The organism is Actinobacillus indolicus, assembly GCF_004519515.1.
Taxonomy (GTDB): domain Bacteria; phylum Pseudomonadota; class Gammaproteobacteria; order Enterobacterales; family Pasteurellaceae; genus Glaesserella; species Glaesserella indolica_A.
Map to the genome: position 1 here is coordinate 1,611,662 of NZ_CP038145.1, position 17,296 is coordinate 1,628,957.

19 protein-coding genes are annotated in these 17,296 nt (G+C 40.0%); 15 read left to right on the forward strand and 4 right to left on the reverse strand.

The genetic code is table 11. The features are described 5' to 3' along the window. The 6 genes from EXH44_RS08055 to msrA all read left to right on the forward strand — a co-directional run bounded on the left by EXH44_RS08055 (position 1) and on the right by msrA (position 4,711). The gene (locus tag EXH44_RS08055; RefSeq protein WP_162857004.1) at positions 1 to 588 is read left to right on the forward strand and encodes a 5-formyltetrahydrofolate cyclo-ligase; all 588 of its coding nucleotides are present in this window, start codon (positions 1 to 3) and stop codon (positions 586 to 588) included. Positions 589 to 761: 173 nt separating this feature from the next. Continuing rightward, positions 762 to 1,709, forward strand: coding sequence for a 2-hydroxyacid dehydrogenase (locus EXH44_RS08060; protein WP_162857005.1), 948 nt, complete (start codon positions 762 to 764; stop codon positions 1,707 to 1,709). A 24-nt stretch (positions 1,710 to 1,733) separates the two neighbouring features. After that, positions 1,734 to 2,276, forward strand: a complete 543-nt coding sequence (sodC, locus tag EXH44_RS08065) for a superoxide dismutase family protein (protein ID WP_162857006.1) — start codon at positions 1,734 to 1,736, stop codon at positions 2,274 to 2,276. An 84-nt stretch (positions 2,277 to 2,360) separates the two neighbouring features. Further along, positions 2,361 to 3,542, forward strand: coding sequence for a lipoprotein-releasing ABC transporter permease subunit (locus tag EXH44_RS08070; protein ID WP_162857007.1), 1,182 nt, complete (start codon positions 2,361 to 2,363; stop codon positions 3,540 to 3,542). Further along, on the forward strand, positions 3,535 to 4,185 hold the full coding sequence (gene yczE, locus EXH44_RS08075; RefSeq protein WP_162857008.1) for a membrane protein YczE: 651 nt from the start codon (positions 3,535 to 3,537) through the stop codon (positions 4,183 to 4,185). Before EXH44_RS08070 ends, yczE begins: the two co-directional genes overlap by 8 nt. A gap of 19 nt (positions 4,186 to 4,204) precedes the next feature. Further along, positions 4,205 to 4,711, forward strand: a complete 507-nt coding sequence (gene msrA, locus EXH44_RS08080; protein ID WP_135672828.1) for a peptide-methionine (S)-S-oxide reductase MsrA — start codon at positions 4,205 to 4,207, stop codon at positions 4,709 to 4,711. 77 nt (positions 4,712 to 4,788) lie between these two features. Here the strand turns inward: msrA and nfuA are convergent, their stop codons facing one another. After that, positions 4,789 to 5,370: a Fe-S biogenesis protein NfuA gene (nfuA, locus tag EXH44_RS08085; protein WP_162857009.1), complete on the reverse strand. Its 582-nt coding sequence runs from the start codon at positions 5,368 to 5,370 to the stop codon at positions 4,789 to 4,791. A 420-nt stretch (positions 5,371 to 5,790) separates the two neighbouring features. Between nfuA and EXH44_RS08090 the strand changes: the two genes are divergently transcribed. The 9 genes from EXH44_RS08090 to mnmA all read left to right on the forward strand — a co-directional run bounded on the left by EXH44_RS08090 (position 5,791) and on the right by mnmA (position 14,230). Next, positions 5,791 to 7,137 carry a Na(+)-translocating NADH-quinone reductase subunit A gene (locus EXH44_RS08090; RefSeq protein ID WP_162857010.1) on the forward strand — a complete coding sequence of 449 codons (1,347 nt, stop codon included), beginning with the start codon at positions 5,791 to 5,793 and terminating at the stop codon, positions 7,135 to 7,137. A 4-nt stretch (positions 7,138 to 7,141) separates the two neighbouring features. Beyond that, positions 7,142 to 8,380, forward strand: a complete 1,239-nt coding sequence (locus EXH44_RS08095) for an NADH:ubiquinone reductase (Na(+)-transporting) subunit B (protein ID WP_162857011.1) — start codon at positions 7,142 to 7,144, stop codon at positions 8,378 to 8,380. Next, positions 8,373 to 9,149 carry a Na(+)-translocating NADH-quinone reductase subunit C gene (locus EXH44_RS08100; RefSeq protein ID WP_162857012.1) on the forward strand — a complete coding sequence of 259 codons (777 nt, stop codon included), beginning with the start codon at positions 8,373 to 8,375 and terminating at the stop codon, positions 9,147 to 9,149. Before EXH44_RS08095 ends, EXH44_RS08100 begins: the two co-directional genes overlap by 8 nt. Beyond that, entirely contained in the window at positions 9,149 to 9,772 is a 624-nt protein-coding gene (locus tag EXH44_RS08105; protein ID WP_135672839.1) for an NADH:ubiquinone reductase (Na(+)-transporting) subunit D, read from the forward strand. The genes EXH44_RS08100 and EXH44_RS08105 overlap by 1 nt, the downstream gene beginning before the upstream one ends. 3 nt (positions 9,773 to 9,775) lie before the next feature. Then, on the forward strand, positions 9,776 to 10,372 hold the full coding sequence (gene nqrE / locus EXH44_RS08110; RefSeq protein WP_135672840.1) for an NADH:ubiquinone reductase (Na(+)-transporting) subunit E: 597 nt from the start codon (positions 9,776 to 9,778) through the stop codon (positions 10,370 to 10,372). Positions 10,373 to 10,384: 12 nt separating this feature from the next. Beyond that, positions 10,385 to 11,617, forward strand: a complete 1,233-nt coding sequence (gene nqrF / locus EXH44_RS08115) for an NADH:ubiquinone reductase (Na(+)-transporting) subunit F (RefSeq protein ID WP_162857013.1) — start codon at positions 10,385 to 10,387, stop codon at positions 11,615 to 11,617. Positions 11,618 to 11,747: 130 nt separating this feature from the next. Continuing rightward, the gene (locus tag EXH44_RS08120) at positions 11,748 to 12,812 is read left to right on the forward strand and encodes an FAD:protein FMN transferase (protein WP_162857014.1); all 1,065 of its coding nucleotides are present in this window, start codon (positions 11,748 to 11,750) and stop codon (positions 12,810 to 12,812) included. Positions 12,813 to 12,820: 8 nt separating this feature from the next. After that, a complete protein-coding gene (nqrM, locus tag EXH44_RS08125; RefSeq protein ID WP_162857015.1) occupies positions 12,821 to 13,075 on the forward strand; it encodes a (Na+)-NQR maturation NqrM in 255 nt (84 codons plus the stop codon). 3 nt (positions 13,076 to 13,078) lie between these two features. Then, on the forward strand, positions 13,079 to 14,230 hold the full coding sequence (gene mnmA / locus EXH44_RS08130; RefSeq protein WP_162857557.1) for a tRNA 2-thiouridine(34) synthase MnmA: 1,152 nt from the start codon (positions 13,079 to 13,081) through the stop codon (positions 14,228 to 14,230). Positions 14,231 to 14,269: 39 nt separating this feature from the next. On the opposite strand, the gene pfkA is transcribed toward mnmA, so the two are convergent. The 3 genes from pfkA to EXH44_RS08145 all read right to left on the reverse strand — a co-directional run bounded on the left by pfkA (position 14,270) and on the right by EXH44_RS08145 (position 17,243). Then, positions 14,270 to 15,235, reverse strand: a complete 966-nt coding sequence (gene pfkA / locus EXH44_RS08135) for a 6-phosphofructokinase (protein WP_162857016.1) — start codon at positions 15,233 to 15,235, stop codon at positions 14,270 to 14,272. Positions 15,236 to 15,363: 128 nt separating this feature from the next. After that, positions 15,364 to 16,560 carry an aminotransferase class V-fold PLP-dependent enzyme gene (locus tag EXH44_RS08140; RefSeq protein WP_162857017.1) on the reverse strand — a complete coding sequence of 399 codons (1,197 nt, stop codon included), beginning with the start codon at positions 16,558 to 16,560 and terminating at the stop codon, positions 15,364 to 15,366. Further along, the gene (locus EXH44_RS08145; RefSeq protein WP_162857018.1) at positions 16,557 to 17,243 is read right to left on the reverse strand and encodes a thermonuclease family protein; all 687 of its coding nucleotides are present in this window, start codon (positions 17,241 to 17,243) and stop codon (positions 16,557 to 16,559) included. The genes EXH44_RS08140 and EXH44_RS08145 overlap by 4 nt, the downstream gene beginning before the upstream one ends. Between the last annotated feature and the right edge of the window lie 53 nt (positions 17,244 to 17,296).

Consider the following 17,296-nt stretch of genomic DNA (forward strand, 5'->3'; position numbering starts at 1 on the left):
ATGAATGATATTTCCTTACTTTCCATAAGCGAACAACGCAATCAACTTCGCAAACAGATGCGCGCCAAACGTCTAGCCTTAACCGCTGATGAACAAGCCTTTGCGGCACAAGATATTATCCAAAAATCATTAGCACTCATTGAACGTTATTCTGCTCAACATATTGCTTTTTATTTGCCGTTTAATGGCGAAATCTCACCGCTTGCGTTAATGGATAGACTTATCGAACAAGGCAAAAAAATCTATCTGCCTGTACTTCATCCATTTTCAGCCAATCAACTGCTTTTTCTCCAATATCAAGGGGAAGCAGAGCTAGAGCGAAATCGTTTTGGGATTTTACAACCCAAATTAGATGTACGAAATGTGCTGCCACTCAATGAATTAGAAATGATCTTCGTCCCACTGGTTGCCTGCGACAAACAAGGCAATCGGCTTGGTATGGGCGGTGGCTTTTACGACCGCACCCTTTCCCAAGCCAAACAGTTAATCAGTGTTGGGCTGGCTCATCAATGTCAGCAGTTGGAACATTTGCCGTTAGAGAGTTGGGATGAGCCGTTGGATTATCTGGTGGTGGGAAATCCATCCTAAAATCATTTTTTATTAAAAAGCATTCAAGGCGCTTTTTTGAATAAAAATTGCGTTCATCGCCATAGATATTTCTTTTTAAGGATACCTTAGCAAAGGTTTCGTAAATTTTTTGTTAAAACGCACCGCTTGTTGTATATTCACTCCAACTTTCTCTTTCCAAACAAGGAGCTAATATGTTGAATATCGTTTTTCTTGACCGCACAGGCATTCCTGCCACTCACAATATTCCACGTCCCTCTTTTCCGCATAATTGGATTGAATACGATCGCACTTCTGCTGAAGAAACCTACGAGCGAGCAAAAGATGCGGATATTGTGATTACCAGCAAAGTGTTATTCGGACGAGAGTTATTAGCGAAATTGCCGAAACTGAAGCTCATTGCAATCACGGCGACTGGGACAAATAATATTGATTTAGTTGCAGCCAAAGAGTTGGGCATTGCGGTGAAAAATGTAACGGGCTATTCTAGTGTGACAGTACCAGAACACGTTTTAGGCATGATTTTTTCATTAAAACACAGTTTAATGAGCTATCATCGTGATCAAGTCACCAGCGACCGTTGGGCAACTTGTGGGCAGTTCTGCTATGTCGATTACCCTATTACTGATGTGCGAGGTTCAATTCTAGGGGTATTTGGTAAAGGTTGTTTAGGGACAGAAGTCGGGCGTTTGGCTGAAATGGTGGGGATGAAAGTGCTTTATGCAGAACATAAGGGGGCAACTACTATTCGTGATGGCTATACCCCTTTTGAAGAAGTGTTAAAACAGGCGGATATTGTCACTTTACATTGTCCATTAACTAAAACGACCCAAAACCTGATTAATGCAGAGACCTTGGCATTAATGAAACCGACCGCTTATTTAATTAATACGGGGCGTGGTCCTTTAGTTGATGAAGTTGCTTTACTTGATGCACTAGAAAATGGCACAATTGCAGGGGCAGCACTAGATGTATTAGTTAAAGAACCACCAGCGATTGATAATCCGCTCATTCAAGCGGCAAAACGTTTACCGAATTTATTGATTACGCCACACGTTGCGTGGGCGAGTGATTCAGCCGTGACAACCTTAGTCAATAAAGTGGCTCAGAATATTGAAGAATTTGTCAAAACAGGCAAATAATTTGTGATTAACTTAGGAGTTCCTATGAAAAAAACAGTTTTAACCCTTACTTTAACAGCACTTTTCGGATTTTCAACTTCAGCGATAGCAAATTCAGCTACCCAAATTGAAGTGAAAGTTCAGCAACTTGATTTACAAAATGGCAACAAAGATGTGGGAACGGTGACGATTACCGAATCGCCTTACGGTTTAGTTTTTACCCCAAATCTGAAAGGATTGTCACACGGCTTACACGGTTTCCATATTCACGAGAAACCAAGCTGTGAACCAAAAGAGAAAGATGGCAAATTAGTCGCTGGCTTAGGCGCAGGTGGTCACTGGGATCCTAAAGAGGCGAAGAAACATGGATTCCCTTGGGCAGATGATGCTCATTTAGGTGATTTACCAGCATTAACGGTTGATCATGATGGTAATGCGACAAATCCTGTTCTTGCGCCACGCTTGAAAAAGTTAGAAGAAGTGAAAGGTCGTTCGTTGATGATCCACGCAGGTGGCGATAACCATTCAGACCACCCAGCACCACTTGGCGGTGGCGGAGCAAGAATGGCTTGTGGCGTTATTAACTAATTTTTTGTTGATATAACAGAAATCTCTAAGACAAGCGGGTAGATTTTGGTAGAATTTTACCAATTTCTACTCGTATTAATTTTTATGAACTTAACAACTCCTTTATTTATTGCCTTTCGCTATTGGCGTTCTAAAAGTGGCGACCGCTTTGGTCGATTGGTCACAAACCTTGCAAGTCTAGGCATTGTATTGGGCGTGATGGCACTTGTTATCGTCCTTTCTGTGATGAATGGCTTAGAAAATATGCAGAAACGCAATCTGCTTTCTACCTTACCCCATGCGATTATTTCACCCATAGATGAAGCTTGGAGCAAAGAACAGCAGTTAAATTTACCACCTTATGTGGAAAAATCTGTCCCAATTAGCCGTGCAAATGTGATGATTCAAAGTCAGCACGGCATGAATGCGGGGCAATTAATTGGTGTTGAGAAAAATAGCGATGATCCATTATTAACGGAAGTAAGCGATTTAGCTGAACGGTTACCCGCAGGCGATTTTAATGTGTTGATCGGTTCAAGGTTAGCCAATCAGCTGGATCTGAATGTGGGGGATAAAATCCGTTTGATGATTACGGAAAATAGCCAATATACCCCATTTGGTCGTGTGCCTGTTCAGCGCCTTTTTACCGTTTCAGATATTTATTATTCAAATAATGAAGCGAGTGCTTATACTTTATTTGCAAATTTGGCGGATGTTGGGCGTTTGTTGCGTATTGAAGAAGGTAAGAGCCAAGGCGTTCGTTTGTTTTTAACCGATCCTTTTTTAGTCACGGAATTACCTTCGGCATTTCCTGCGGATAAATGGCTAGTGAACGATTGGCGTGAGCAGAAAGGGGAATTTTTCCAAGCGGTGAGAATGGAAAAAAATATGATGGGCTTATTGATTAGTCTGATTATTATCGTGGCGATTTCAAATATTGTGACATCATTAAGTTTAATGGTGGTTGATAAACAAGGGGAAATTGCGATTTTGCAAACCCAAGGCTTAACCAAAGGACAAGTAACGCAAATTTTTGTGGCTCAAGGCGCGATTGTTGGGGTGATCGGCGCATTAGTTGGGGGATTACTAGGTGTGTTAGCAACGGTTTACTTAGGGGATTTCATTAGCTTAATTAACCCTACGGGAATGATGTTGCCGACAGAGATTGTTTCAGAGCAAGTCATAGTGATTGTGCTTTCTTCGATTGTATTATCGTTGGTTTGCACGCTGTACCCAGCCTATCGTGCATCAAAAATCGAACCTGCGGAAGCATTACGCTATGAGTAGAAAATCGCCTATTCCAAATATGCCTTGGACGGCAGAGCATCAATGGCAACTTAAACCAAGTGCGTTGTTGATGATTTCGATTGCCACTATTTTAATGGGAATTGGCGAAGGACTACTGGTTTTAGCGCATTTAGGCTCAAGCCCTTGGACTGTTTTTTCTCAAGGCGTAGCGTTGCAAACTGGGCTATCTATTGGTACGGTGGTGGCAATCATTAGTGTGATTGTGTTATTACTTTGGATTCCACTCCAATTACGTTTCGGTTTAGGCACCATTTTAAATATTTTTTGGATTGCACTTTTTATTGATTTAACGGTGCAATATGTCCCTGCACCTGAGCATTTAGTGTCACGTTTTTTATTGATGATTGGGGCGATTCTACTGTTTGGGATTAGCACAACTTTTTACCTATCATGTCATTTAGGCGCAGGACCTAGAGATGGTTTAATGGTGGGAATGTGTCAAAAATATGGCTGGCGAGTAGGTGTTGTTCGGACATCCATTGAAGTGACAGTCTGTGTGTTAGGCTTTTTATTAGGTGGCACAGTGGGAATTAGCACCTTAGCTTTTGCGCTCTGTGTCGGTTGGATTATTCAATATACCGCAACACTTTTTAGTCGTTACAAGCGGTCAGATTTAGCATAAATTTTGCAAGGGAGTTTATATGGCAAGTATTAAAGAAATTTATTTAGCGGGCGGTTGCTTCTGGGGAACGGAAGCCTTTATGCAACGTATTAAAGGGGTAATTGATGCTGAGTCAGGTTATGCCAATGGCAATAGCTTAAACCCAACGTATCAGGAAGTCTGTAAGGGAAGTGGACACGCAGAAGTGGTTAAGGTGACTTATGATGCAGAGCAAATCGCCCTTTCCACATTATTGGATTATTATTTTAAAGTCATTGACCCGATTAGCATTAATCAACAAGGGGAAGATAAGGGTATTCAATACCGCACTGGGATTTATTATGTTGATCCGCAAGATGCACCTGTGGTGACACAAGCGTTAGCGACGTTACAAACACAATATGCAGAACCTTTAGCCGTAGAGAATGAGATGCTTGAACACTATTTCCCTGCGGAAGAGTACCATCAAGATTATCTTGATAAAAATCCAAATGGCTACTGCCACATTGATATTCAATTAATGAATGACATTTTGAAAAATCAGTAATCAATACAAGCGGTGAGATCCTCGTTAAATTTTGCAAATTTTCCGTCGGATCTTACCGCTTGTAAAAGATAGATTAATTAGTAGTAAGAGTGTTCACCATGTTGGTGTTCAGTCACGTCTTTCACGCCAACTAATTCTTCAGGGAACAGGGCAAGTAACTGTTTTTCAATACCTTCTTTTAAGGTAACGTCTACCATTGAACAGCCGTTACAACCGCCACCAAATTGTAATACCGCATATTTATCTTCAGTGACTTCAATTAAGGTTACTCGTCCGCCGTGGCTTGCCAGTTGTGGATTAACTTGCGTTTGAATCACATAGTCTAAACGTTCAATGAAAGGCGCATCGTCTGCCACTTTTTTCATTTTAGCATTTGGTGCTTTTAAGGTGAGCTGTGAACCCATTGGATCAGTGACATAGTCAATTTCAGCATCTTCTAGGAAAGGCAAGCTAATATCGTCGATAAAGGCAGAAAATTGATTGAATTTAATTTCCGTGTCGGTTGCTTCAACAGCATTAGGTGGGCAGTATGAAACGCCACACTCTGCACTTGGCGTGCCAGGATTAACCACAAAAATTCGGATATTTGTGCCTTCTTCTTGTTGGTCAAGTAATTTACGGAAGTGGCTTTGCGCTACATCAGAAATAGTAATGTTCATATTTTAGTCCGTTTTAAAATTGTGAATAATATGGATATTCTATCCCTATCCTGATTTTTTGACTAGCATCAAATTTATCTCAAGACTAAAAGTTACAATAACGTAAATAAAATGCGGTAATTGCCTGTTTTTTGGACTTTTAAATTTTAGAAAAGCAGAAAAATTTGATTCACTTCAAATTTTTAAGGGGTAAATGTTAAAAAAATGTGGTTAAAGTAGAAATAAAAGGGCATTTTCAGGTAAAATGCCCTGTTTATTTTATCTTTTGATTATTTAAGATAATAGCCAATTTGAGAACTTAATGTAGTAGTCAGATGTAAGTGGGGGAATCAACGTTTATATTTGATTTAACTACGCCTCAATGTAGCGATTGTAGTTTCTACAATCATTCTTTTTAACCCAACTAGTAGTGCAAACAATATGATTACAATTAAACAAGGCTTAGATCTTCCTATTGCGGGGAAACCTGAGCAAGTAATCCATAACGGCAATACCGTTAATGAAGTTGCTGTGCTTGGCGAAGAATATGTGGGTATGCGTCCTTCTATGAAGGTGCGTGAAGGTGATGTGGTGAAAAAAGGTCAGGTTCTTTTTGAAGATAAAAAGAATGCTGGCGTGGTATTCACTGCCCCTGCAAGCGGTACGATTGTTGCAATCAATCGTGGCGAAAAACGTGTTCTTCAATCCGTCGTGATTAAAGTTGAAGGTGATGATCAGGTAACTTTTGAGCGTTATAACGCTGCGGAGTTAAGTTCATTAACTGCTGACCAAGTGAAGCAAAATTTAGTGAATTCAGGTTTATGGACTGCATTCCGTACTCGTCCATTTAGTAAAGTACCTGCACTAGATGCTGTTCCATCATCTATTTTTGTCAATGCAATGGATACCAACCCATTAGCAGCAGATCCTGAAGTGCTCTTAAATGAGCACAAACAAGATTTTGTTGATGGTTTAACGGTGTTAAGTCGCTTATTTGAAGGCAAAAAAACGATTCATTTATGTCGTGCACCAGACAGTAATATCCCAACGGCTGAAGTGGCAAATGTGAAAGTGACTTCTTTCGCAGGCCCTCACCCAGCAGGTTTAAGTGGTACACATATTCACTTTATCGATCCTGTTTCTGCGACGAAAAGTGTATGGTACTTAAACTATCAAGATGTGATTGCTATCGGTAAATTATTTACAACAGGTGAGCTTTATGTAGAGCGTGTTGTTTCGTTAGCGGGTCCTCAAGTGAAAAAACCTCGCTTAGTGCGTACACAACTTGGTGCAAACCTTTCTCAATTAACTGCAAATGAATTAGCAGAGGGCGAAAACCGTGTGATTTCAGGCTCTGTGTTAAGCGGTGCGAAAGCAGTTGGTGCACATGATTATTTAGGTCGTTATGCATTACAAGTGTCTGTGATAGCAGAAGGTCGTGAGCAAGAATTCTTAGGTATGATTGCACCATATTCACACAAATTCTCTATTACTCGTACTGTATTAGGTGCGTTTAGTAAGAAATTGTTTAACTTTACCACGGCTGTTAATGGTAGTGAGCGTGCAATGGTGCCAATCGGTTCTTATGAGCGTGTCATGCCGTTAGATATTTTACCAACATTGTTGTTACGTGATTTAGCATCTGGCGATACGGATTCTGCTCAAGCATTAGGTTGCTTAGAGTTAGATGAAGAAGATTTAGCGTTATGTACGTTTGTCTGCCCAGGTAAAAACAACTATGCACCAATGTTGCGTGCAGCGTTAGATAAGATCGAGAAGGAAGGTTAATCAAATGGCTTTAAAAGATCTTTTTCATAAAATGGAACCTGCTTTCCAGAAAGGTGGAAAGTATGAGAAATGGTATATTCTGTTTGAAGCAGCTTATACTATTTTCTATAGTCCAGGTACAGTGACTCAAAAAGATGCTCACGTTCGTGATGCGATTGACTCTAAACGTATGATGTTAATCGTATGGTTGGCGTTATTCCCAGCGATGTTCTACGGTATGTATAACGTGGGTGCGCAATCTATCCTTGCATTAGGTGTAGGTGACTTTACACAAAACGTGGCTCAAAACGTTGCCAACGATTGGCACTTTGCATTAGCAAATGCGTTTGGTGTGTTATCACAAGATGTTGGTGTATTAGGTAAAATGTTAATCGGTGCGATTTTCTTCCTACCAATCTACTTAACCATTTTTGCAGTAGGTGGCTTCTGGGAAGTATTATTTGCAATGGTGCGTAAACATGAAATCAATGAAGGTTTCTTCGTTACCTCTATCCTTTTAGCATTAATTGTTCCGCCAACATTACCATTATGGCAAGCTGCATTAGCAACGACTTTCGGTGTTGTAGTTGCAAAAGAAGTCTTTGGTGGTGTAGGTAAAAACTTTATGAACCCAGCGTTGGCAGGTCGTGCGTTCTTATTCTTCGCATATCCAGCACAAATTTCGGGTGATCTAGTTTGGACTGCGGCAGACGGCTTCTCAGGTGCAACAGCACTTTCTCAATGGGCAGTCGGTGGTCAAGCTGCACTTAAACACGTTGCAACAGGTGAAACAATCACGTGGATGGATGCGTTCTTAGGTAACATTCCAGGTTCTATTGGTGAGGTTTCAACCGTCGCATTAATGATCGGTGCTGCAATTATTGTATTTGCTCGCATTGCATCTTGGCGAATTATCGCGGGTGTAATGATCGGTATGGCGGCAACTGCAACCCTCTTCAATATGATCGGTTCAGATACAAACCCATTATTTGCGATGCCATGGCACTGGCACTTAGTGTTAGGTGGTTTTGCTATCGGTATGTTCTTTATGGCAACTGACCCGGTATCTGCAGCCTTTACCAACAAAGGTAAATGGTGGTACGGTATTTTAATTGGGGTAATGTGCGTACTGATTCGTGTAGCAAACCCAGCGTACCCAGAAGGTATGATGTTAGCAATTTTATTCGCTAACTTATTTGCACCAATCTTCGATTACCTCGTCGTTCAAGGTAACATCAAACGTAGGAAGGCACGCAATGGCTAAGTTTAATAAAGATAGCATTGGCGGAACACTTACCGTCGTGGTTTTATTAAGTTTAATCTGTTCTTTAATTGTGGCAGGCTCTGCAGTGTTGTTAAAATCGACACAAGAAGAGCAAAAAGCCCTTGATAAACAGAAAAACATTTTAAGTGTTGCTGGTTTATTACCTGAAGGCACGAAGAAAAGCGAAATTAAAGATATCTATGTGAAAAACATTGAATCTAAAATCGTTGATCTTGCCACAGGTGATTATGTTGAAGGTGTTAATAACTTTGATGCAAAAGTAGCAGCTAAAAATCCAGCTCAAAGCATCGTTATCAATCCAGCAGACGATAAAGCAGGTATTAAAGTTCGTGCAAAATATGCAGAAATTTACCTTGTAAAAGATGCAAACGGACAAGTAAATCAAATCGTGCTTCCATTCTATGGAACAGGTTTATGGTCTGTTATGTATGGTTTCGTATCTGTTGAGCCAGATGGCAATACAATCAAAGGTATCACTTACTATGAACACGGTGAAACACCGGGACTTGGTGGTGAAATTGAAAACAAACGTTGGCAACAAAACTTCGTGGGCAAAAAATTACAAAATGCTCAGGGTGAATCTGCAATTCGTATTGCCAAAGGTGCTTCAGCTGATAAAGATCACGGTATTGATGGCTTATCAGGTGCAACACTCACCTCTAACGGTGTTGATGGTTCATTCAAATACTGGTTTGGTGCGAACGGCTTCGGTCCATATTTAGCGAAATTAAAAGCGGGGACTAACTAATGGCAAGCAATAAACTTAAAGATCTCTTGTTATCACCTGTTGTGAATAACAACCCGATTGCATTACAAATTCTAGGTATCTGTTCTGCACTAGCGGTAACAACTAAACTAGAAACTGCCGTGGTAATGGGGATTGCAGTAAGCTTTGTAACAGGCTTTTCAAGTATGTTCATTGCAATGATCCGTAACTATATCCCAAATAGTATTCGTATCATTGTACAGATGGCGATTATTGCCTCTTTGGTAATTCTGGTTGACCAAATCTTACGAGCGTATGCATATGACTTATCAAAACAGCTTTCTGTATTCGTAGGTCTTATCATTACTAACTGTATCGTAATGGGACGTGCAGAAGCCTTTGCAATGAAATCAGGTCCTGTAGAGAGTTTTGTCGACGGTATTGGTAACGGTTTAGGTTATGGTGCAATCCTTGTGATTGTAGCCTTTATTCGTGAATTAATCGGTTCAGGTAAACTCTTTGGTATGACGGTATTCCAAACGATTCAAGACGGCGGTTGGTATCAAGCAAACGGTTTATTCTTATTAGCACCGAGTGCGTTCTTTATTATCGGCTTCTTAATTTGGGGCTTAAGAACGTGGAAACCGGAACAAGTGGAGAAATAATCAATGGAACATTATTTAAGTCTATTTGTTAAGTCCGTATTCATTGAAAATATGGCACTTTCTTTCTTCCTTGGCATGTGTACATTCCTTGCGGTATCTAAGAAAGTTTCAACTGCATTCGGTTTAGGGATTGCGGTAATCGTTGTACTCGGTATTGCGGTTCCGGCTAACCAAATCGTTTACGAGAACGTTTTAAAAGACGGAGCATTAATTGAAGGTGTTGATTTAACTTTCCTTAACTTTATCACCTTTATCGGTGTTATTGCTGCACTAGTGCAAATTCTTGAAATGATTTTGGATAAGTTTTTCCCTGCACTTTATAGTGCATTAGGTATCTTCTTACCACTTATTACCGTAAACTGTGCAATCTTCGGTGCGGTATCATTTATGGTTCAACGTGAATATAACTTCGGTGAATCTGTGGTATATGGTATCGGTGCAGGTACAGGCTGGATGTTAGCGATTGTGGCGTTAGCAGGTTTAACTGAGAAAATGAAATACTCAGATGTTCCTGCAGGCTTACGTGGTTTAGGCATTACCTTTATCACCGCAGGTTTAATGGCACTTGGCTTTATGTCTTTCTCGGGCATTCAATTATAAGGAGCGTATCGAATGGATAATTTTATTTTCGGTATCGTGGTATTTACTGCCCTTGTATTAGTGCTTGCAGTACTTATCCTTGTGGCTAAATCAAAATTAGTCGATTCAGGCGACATCACCATTTCTATCAATGATGATCCAGAAAAAGCAATTACTTTGCCAGCAGGTGGTAAATTACTTGGTGCGTTAGCAAGTAAAGGTATATTCGTTTCATCTGCGTGTGGCGGTGGTGGCTCTTGTGGTCAATGTATCGTTAAAGTAAAAAGTGGTGGTGGTGAAATTCTACCGACTGAACTTTCACACATTACTAAACGTGAAGCAAAAGAAGGCTATCGTTTAGCGTGTCAAGTCAACGTGAAAAGCTCAATGGATGTGGAATTACCAGAAGAGATCTTTGGTGTGAAAAAATGGGAATGTACCGTTATCTCTAACGATAACAAAGCAACCTTCATCAAAGAGCTTAAACTTCAAATTCCAGAAGGCGAAGAAGTGCCATTCCGTGCTGGTGGTTATATTCAAATCGAAGCGCCAGCTCACACCGTGAGATATGAAGATTACAAACCGTTAATCGACGAAGAATATCACGAAGACTGGAACAAATTTAACCTATGGCGTTATGTGTCTAAAGTGGACGAGCCAATTATCCGTGCGTACTCAATGGCTTCATACCCGGAAGAGAAAGGCATTATTATGCTTAACGTGCGTATTGCAACTCCGCCACCAAATAACCCAGATGTACCGCCAGGTCAAATGTCTTCATATATTTGGTCATTAAAACCAGGTGATAAAGTGACAATTTCTGGTCCATTTGGTGAGTTCTTCGCCAAAGATACTGATGCAGAAATGGTCTTCATCGGTGGTGGTGCAGGTATGGCGCCAATGCGTTCACACATTTTCGACCAATTAAAACGTCTAAAATCTAAACGTAAAATGACCTTCTGGTATGGTGCTCGTTCTAAACGTGAAATGTTCTATGTAGAAGATTTCGACGGCTTACAAGCAGAGAACGACAACTTCAAATGGTATGTGGCACTCTCTGACCCACAACCAGGCGATAACTGGGACGGTTACACAGGCTTTATTCACAACGTGCTTTATGAAAACTACTTAAAAGATCACGAAGCACCTGAAGATTGTGAATACTATATGTGTGGTCCACCGATTATGAATGCTTCTGTCATCAAGATGTTAAAAGATCTTGGCGTAGAAGATGAAAACATCTTATTAGATGATTTCGGTGGTTAATCAGTAAAACAAGCGGTTGGATTTTGTGAGTTTTTTACAAAATCCAACCCTAAATTACTAATGGAAAATAGATAGGGAAGTTGTATACCTTATCTATTTTCCATTATTAATTGTTGTTTTGGGAGGATGTATGAAAATCAAAACATTACTAATATCTTGTGTCACTTTATGTCTATCCTTAATGCTTTCCGCTTGTAATAAAGAGCCTCAGCAAATTTCCTTTGAAGGAAAAACAATGGGGACAACATACCACATCAAATATATTGATGATGGTCAAATTGAAAATCTAGCGAAGCCAGAAGAAGTTCAGCAGCAATTAGAGTCTGTTCTGAAAATGGTGAATAATGAGATGTCTACTTACCAAAAGAACTCACAAATATCTGAGTTTAATAATTTTCGCCAAGTAGATACGCCTTTTCCTGTATCAAGAGATTTTGCCCTTGTTGTGGAAGAGGCTATTCGTTTAAATAAAGTAACAGAAGGTGCTTTAGATATAACGGTTGGACCTCTTGTTAACCTTTGGGGATTTGGACCTGACAAACGTTTAAATAAAGAACCAACGGTGGAACAAATTAATGAAAAAGCAAAAGCCGTTGGTATTAATAAAATTATAGCCACTCTTGAGAATAATGGTGAAAATAGTAAGGGAAATTTAATCAAAAAAGATCCTGAACTTTATGTCGATCTCTCTTCTATTGCAAAAGGTTTTGGTGTAGATAAATTAGCCGAATATCTTGATCAACTTGGTTTACAAAACTATTTAGTCGAAATTGGTGGAGAATTAAGAGGTAAGGGAAATAATTTGCAAGGGCAACCTTGGCGGATTGCAATTGAAAAGCCAGAGTTTACCCCAGGAACCGCAAGTCAAATTACAGTTCCATTACATAACTTAGGAATGGCAACTTCAGGTAATTACCGTAATTATTTCGAAGATGAGCAAGGAAATCGCCTTTCTCACATTATTGATCCTAAAACCTTAAGACCAATTAGCCATAACTTGGCTTCTATTACAGTCTTTTCTCCATCTACAATGACAGCGGATGGTCTTTCAACAGGGCTATTTGTTCTTGGTTCTGAAAAAGCATTAGAAATTGCCGAGCGTGAAAATCTAGCAATTTTCTTAATTATCAAAAAAGGGCAAGGCTATGAGACGAAAATGTCTACGGCTTTTGAAAAATTAATTAATCAAAAATAGGAAGGAATATGGAAACCATTTTAATGACATTTGGCTTTTTTGTAGCCATTATATTTATGATGTCAATTGGCTTTATTATCAAAGGTAAAACCATCAAAGGAAGTTGTGGTGGTATTACAGCTTTAGGCATGAAAAAAATGTGCGATTGCGAAGAACCATGCGACAATTTACAAAAGAAATTAGATGCGGGTGATGAAGCAGCAAAAGCAGAATATGAGCAAAAATTTGCAAAAAAAGAAGCTCAGTTTTACGAAGTGAAGTAAATGATGATTTCAAAAACTTACCAACAACATTTTCCCACACTTACCGATGAACAATTAGCCGAAAATGCAAAGAAAAAAGTGATCTGCGGAATGTCAGGGGGCGTAGATTCTTCGGTTTCTGCCTTTATTCTTCAACAGCAAGGCTACCAAGTGGAAGGCTTGTTTATGAAGAACTGGGAAGAAGACGACGATACGGATTACTGTACTGCGGCGGCAGATTTAGCTGATGCACAAGCTGTTTGTGATAAGTTGGGTATTAAACTGCATAAAATCAATTTTGCCGCAGAGTACTGGGATAACGTGTTTGAGCATTTCCTTGCAGAATATAAAGCTGGACGTACACCAAACCCTGATATTCTGTGTAACAAAGAGATCAAATTCAAAGCCTTTTTAGAATATGCTGCAGAGGATTTAGGGGCGGATTTTATTGCCACAGGGCATTATGTCCGTCGTCCACCGCTTGATCAACAGCCAAAATTATTGCGTGGACTGGATAGCAACAAAGATCAAAGTTATTTCCTCTACACCCTAAGTGAGCAACAGGTCGCACAAAGTCTTTTCCCTGTGGGGGATATTGAAAAACCGATTGTGAGAGCCATTGCGGAAGACTTAGGTTTAGTGACGGCGAAGAAAAAAGATTCAACAGGTATCTGTTTTATCGGCGAACGTAAATTCAAAGATTTCCTTGCTCGTTATTTACCTGCTCAAGCTGGAGATATTAAAACCGTCGATGGACAAGTGATTGGTCGTCACGATGGCTTAATGTACCACACCCTAGGGCAACGCAAAGGCTTAGGTATCGGTGGCGTAAAAGGGGCGAGTGAAAATGCGTGGTATGTAGTGGAAAAAGATCTGGTGAACAACGTGCTAATTGTCGCTCAAGGTCAGGATAATTCCGCTTTGCTTTCAAGCGGCCTCATTGCAAGCCAACTTCACTGGGTAGATCGCCAACCGATCCGTGAAAAACTACGTTGCACAGTAAAAACACGCTACCGCCAAGCGGATATTTTATGTGAAATCCAACCGCTTGATGACGAAACCATTCGAGTGGTTTTTAATGAACCTCAAATTGCTGTAACGCCTGGACAGTCCGCGGTATTTTATCAGGGCGAAGTTTGTTTAGGCGGTGGTATTATCGAAGAGCAGCTAAAATAAATGATAAAAAACGCCGAGATAACTCGGCGTTTTTGTCTATTAGAACAATTTGCGAGATGTTTCGAAAAGTTCTTCTTTAAATGGACGACGCATATTGGTAATAGCGTCAATGATGTCGTGGTGAACGAGTTTTTCGTTTTGAATACCGACACAACGGCCACCATAACCTTGCTTTAATAATTCAACGGCATAAACACCCATACGAGACGCTAAAATACGGTCAAATGCACAAGGCGCACCACCACGTTGTGTGTGACCTAATACCGTTGCACGGGTTTCGTGACCAAAGCGTGCTTCAATTTCTTTTGCTAGTTGATGCACATCGGTCATTAATTCTGTGATAGCAATAATGGCATGACGTTTACCTTTATTGAATCCATCTTCAATGTTACGCATGAGTGATTCTTTATCTAAACCACGCTCTGGAACAATAATATATTCACAACCACCCGCTAATGCCGCACTTAAGGTTAAATCACCACAGTGGCGACCCATGATTTCAACAATTGAGATACGTTGGTGAGAAGTTGATGTATCACGTAAACGGTCAATCGCTTCTAATGCTGTTTCAAGCGCAGTTTGGAAACCAATAGTGTAATCTGTGCCTGCTACATCGTTATCAATCGTGCCTGGTAAACCGATACAAGCAATACCGTGTTCTTCAGTAAGTAATTTCGCACCCATGTAAGAGCCGTCACCACCGATAACAACTAAAGCATCAATTTCATACTTTTTCAAGGTTTCAACACATTTTGCTCGGACTTCTGGATTTTTAAATTCAGGGAAACGAGCTGAACCTAAGAAGGTACCGCCACGGTTGATCACTTCAGAGACAGAACGGCGTTCCAGTTTAATTACTCGATCGTGATATAAGCCATAGTAACCATCTTGGATACCATAAACTTCAAAGCCTTCACTTAAGCCTGCTCGTACTACGCCACGAATCGCGGCATTCATACCTGGTGCATCACCACCACTGGTTAAAACAGCAATTTTTTTTACCATATTAAATACCTATAACGAAATAATTAAATTTTTAAATAAATTGAAAAACGGTGTGCAGATTACCTTATAACGCCTTTTCGTTCTAGCGGAAATTCGGGTAATTTACGATTTTTTGATCTAAATAGAGATTAATTTTCTAAAATATCTAAGGCAAAATCGAATGCCTTAAAAAATCGCTCAAGATCCTGCTCGGTATTGTAATGTGCTAGGGATAGCCGTAACGTTCCTGTTTGCGCTAAATAACGTAAATAAGGCTTAGCACAATGTTCCCCACTACGCAGTGCAATTTGTTGTTCTGTCAGAATCGTAGCAACATCCGCATGATGTTGATCTTTTATCGTAAAGCTAACTGTTGGGCTTTGGCTATGCTCTGCGATAATTTGCACATTTTTATAAGAAAGTAACCGCTTGCGTGTGTCTGTTGCGAGTTGATAAAGTCGTTGATTTAATTCAGAAAAATCCCATGTTTCTAGCCATTCCAAAACCGCGTCAAACGCAATGATACCTGCAATATTGGGTGTGCCAGCTTCTAAACGGTAGGGGAGTTCAGCTAAAGTAAGCTGATGCTCATCAACGGTGTGTAGCATCTTTCCACCAAAAAAGAGCGGCTGAAGTTGTGCAAGGCTGGCTTTTTTTCCCATCAAAACGCCTACACCTGTTGGTCCATACATTTTATGAGCTGAAAAAGCATAGAAATCCGCACCAAGTGCTTGTACATCGAACTGTTCAGAGCAGACTGCTTGAGCGACATCTAACACGATATTGGCAGATGAATGTTGGCGAATGAGTGGAATTAATTGTTCCACAGGCTGACGGACACCCGTGACATTAGAGACTAAATTGAGTGCGACAATTTTTGTTTTATCGGATAGATGTTGAGTTAGTATTTTCGCATCAACTTGATATTCATTGTTTAGCGGTAACACAATAAATTTGGCTTGTGTCCGCATGGCTAACTGTTGCCAAGGAATAAAATTTGCATGATGTTCTGCAATAGAAACCAGAATTTCATCATCTGGGTTGAGTGTATGGGCTAAACCATGAGCGATCAAGTTTAATGAATGCGTTGTTCCACTTGTCCAAATGACAGCATCCCTTGATTCAACATTGAAACGTTTAGCAACTAAATCTCGTGCGAGTTCATAACGTTCTGTTTGAATAAGATCGTATTGGCTACGATGTACCGAGCCCGATGAGTGATAAAAGTGGTTTGTACTATCAATCAATACTTGGGGTTTTAATGTCGTGGCGGCAGAATCTAAATACGCCCAAGTAGCATTTTCTTGGAAAAAAGGGAATTGGTGTCGAAATTCGTGATTAATCATTGTCGCTGAGCCTTTCTATAAAGTTTATTGCAAGGGATTCCATCATTATTTCCATCCAGTTCTTTCCAACCACACTGTTTAAAATAACGCTGAGCCATTTCATAATTGGCTATTCTATTACAACTTAATTTGACCTGACAATTTATAGTGACAAGCGGTGAGTTAGCTGGAGAATTTTGCAAATTTTCATTCGGATCTAACCGCTTGCTTGCACGCCAATCCGCTGGATTGATTGGATTCTTATCTTGCCATAAGCCGATACGTTGCCTTTGAGATTGTTGTTGAGCCTGTTCATATATCGGTTGTGTTTGACGATATGCCCATGCCATACCTTGCTGAACTTGTACTAAGTTAATGTTGTTGCCATTTAAATCATAGGCGACAGCAAGCAAACGTTGATATTTATCGTAGCCTGAAATATCTAAAATCACTTCCTTTTTAAAAGCGAGCTTTGCAAGAGATTGTTTTGCTTTATTGCCAAATGCTTGGGCAGATTCAGGGGCATCAATATGCTGTAATCGAACTTTGAGCGGATTACGGTTGTAGAGACAAGTTAGGGTATCGCCATCATTAATTCCGACTACTTTACATTGAATAATTCTCTCTTTTGCGAGCGAAATAGGGCTGCATAGTAGAGATAAATATAAGAAAATAGGAAAAATAAAGTAAAAAGTTCTTTTCATTTAGGTTTTTTTAGGTGGCTTTGCTGATAATCTTTATTATATCAGTATAACTA

What these genes read in the sequence shown, in the direction of transcription:
- EXH44_RS08145 (WP_162857018.1), bottom strand. Translation starts at nt 17,243, where the DNA reads ATGAAAAGAACTTTTTACTTTATTTTTCCTATTTTCTTATATTTATCT.
- EXH44_RS08055 (WP_162857004.1), top strand. Translation starts at nt 1, where the DNA reads ATGAATGATATTTCCTTACTTTCCATAAGCGAACAACGCAATCAACTT.
- nqrF (WP_162857013.1), top strand. Translation starts at nt 10,385, where the DNA reads ATGGATAATTTTATTTTCGGTATCGTGGTATTTACTGCCCTTGTATTA.
- msrA (WP_135672828.1), top strand. Translation starts at nt 4,205, where the DNA reads ATGGCAAGTATTAAAGAAATTTATTTAGCGGGCGGTTGCTTCTGGGGA.
- EXH44_RS08105 (WP_135672839.1), top strand. Translation starts at nt 9,149, where the DNA reads ATGGCAAGCAATAAACTTAAAGATCTCTTGTTATCACCTGTTGTGAAT.
- EXH44_RS08095 (WP_162857011.1), top strand. Translation starts at nt 7,142, where the DNA reads ATGGCTTTAAAAGATCTTTTTCATAAAATGGAACCTGCTTTCCAGAAA.
- pfkA (WP_162857016.1), bottom strand. Translation starts at nt 15,235, where the DNA reads ATGGTAAAAAAAATTGCTGTTTTAACCAGTGGTGGTGATGCACCAGGT.
- nqrM (WP_162857015.1), top strand. Translation starts at nt 12,821, where the DNA reads ATGGAAACCATTTTAATGACATTTGGCTTTTTTGTAGCCATTATATTT.
- EXH44_RS08100 (WP_162857012.1), top strand. Translation starts at nt 8,373, where the DNA reads ATGGCTAAGTTTAATAAAGATAGCATTGGCGGAACACTTACCGTCGTG.
- mnmA (WP_162857557.1), top strand. Translation starts at nt 13,079, where the DNA reads ATGATTTCAAAAACTTACCAACAACATTTTCCCACACTTACCGATGAA.
- EXH44_RS08120 (WP_162857014.1), top strand. Translation starts at nt 11,748, where the DNA reads ATGAAAATCAAAACATTACTAATATCTTGTGTCACTTTATGTCTATCC.
- yczE (WP_162857008.1), top strand. Translation starts at nt 3,535, where the DNA reads ATGAGTAGAAAATCGCCTATTCCAAATATGCCTTGGACGGCAGAGCAT.
- nqrE (WP_135672840.1), top strand. Translation starts at nt 9,776, where the DNA reads ATGGAACATTATTTAAGTCTATTTGTTAAGTCCGTATTCATTGAAAAT.
- nfuA (WP_162857009.1), bottom strand. Translation starts at nt 5,370, where the DNA reads ATGAACATTACTATTTCTGATGTAGCGCAAAGCCACTTCCGTAAATTA.
- EXH44_RS08090 (WP_162857010.1), top strand. Translation starts at nt 5,791, where the DNA reads ATGATTACAATTAAACAAGGCTTAGATCTTCCTATTGCGGGGAAACCT.
- EXH44_RS08060 (WP_162857005.1), top strand. Translation starts at nt 762, where the DNA reads ATGTTGAATATCGTTTTTCTTGACCGCACAGGCATTCCTGCCACTCAC.
- sodC (WP_162857006.1), top strand. Translation starts at nt 1,734, where the DNA reads ATGAAAAAAACAGTTTTAACCCTTACTTTAACAGCACTTTTCGGATTT.
- EXH44_RS08070 (WP_162857007.1), top strand. Translation starts at nt 2,361, where the DNA reads ATGAACTTAACAACTCCTTTATTTATTGCCTTTCGCTATTGGCGTTCT.
- EXH44_RS08140 (WP_162857017.1), bottom strand. Translation starts at nt 16,560, where the DNA reads ATGATTAATCACGAATTTCGACACCAATTCCCTTTTTTCCAAGAAAAT.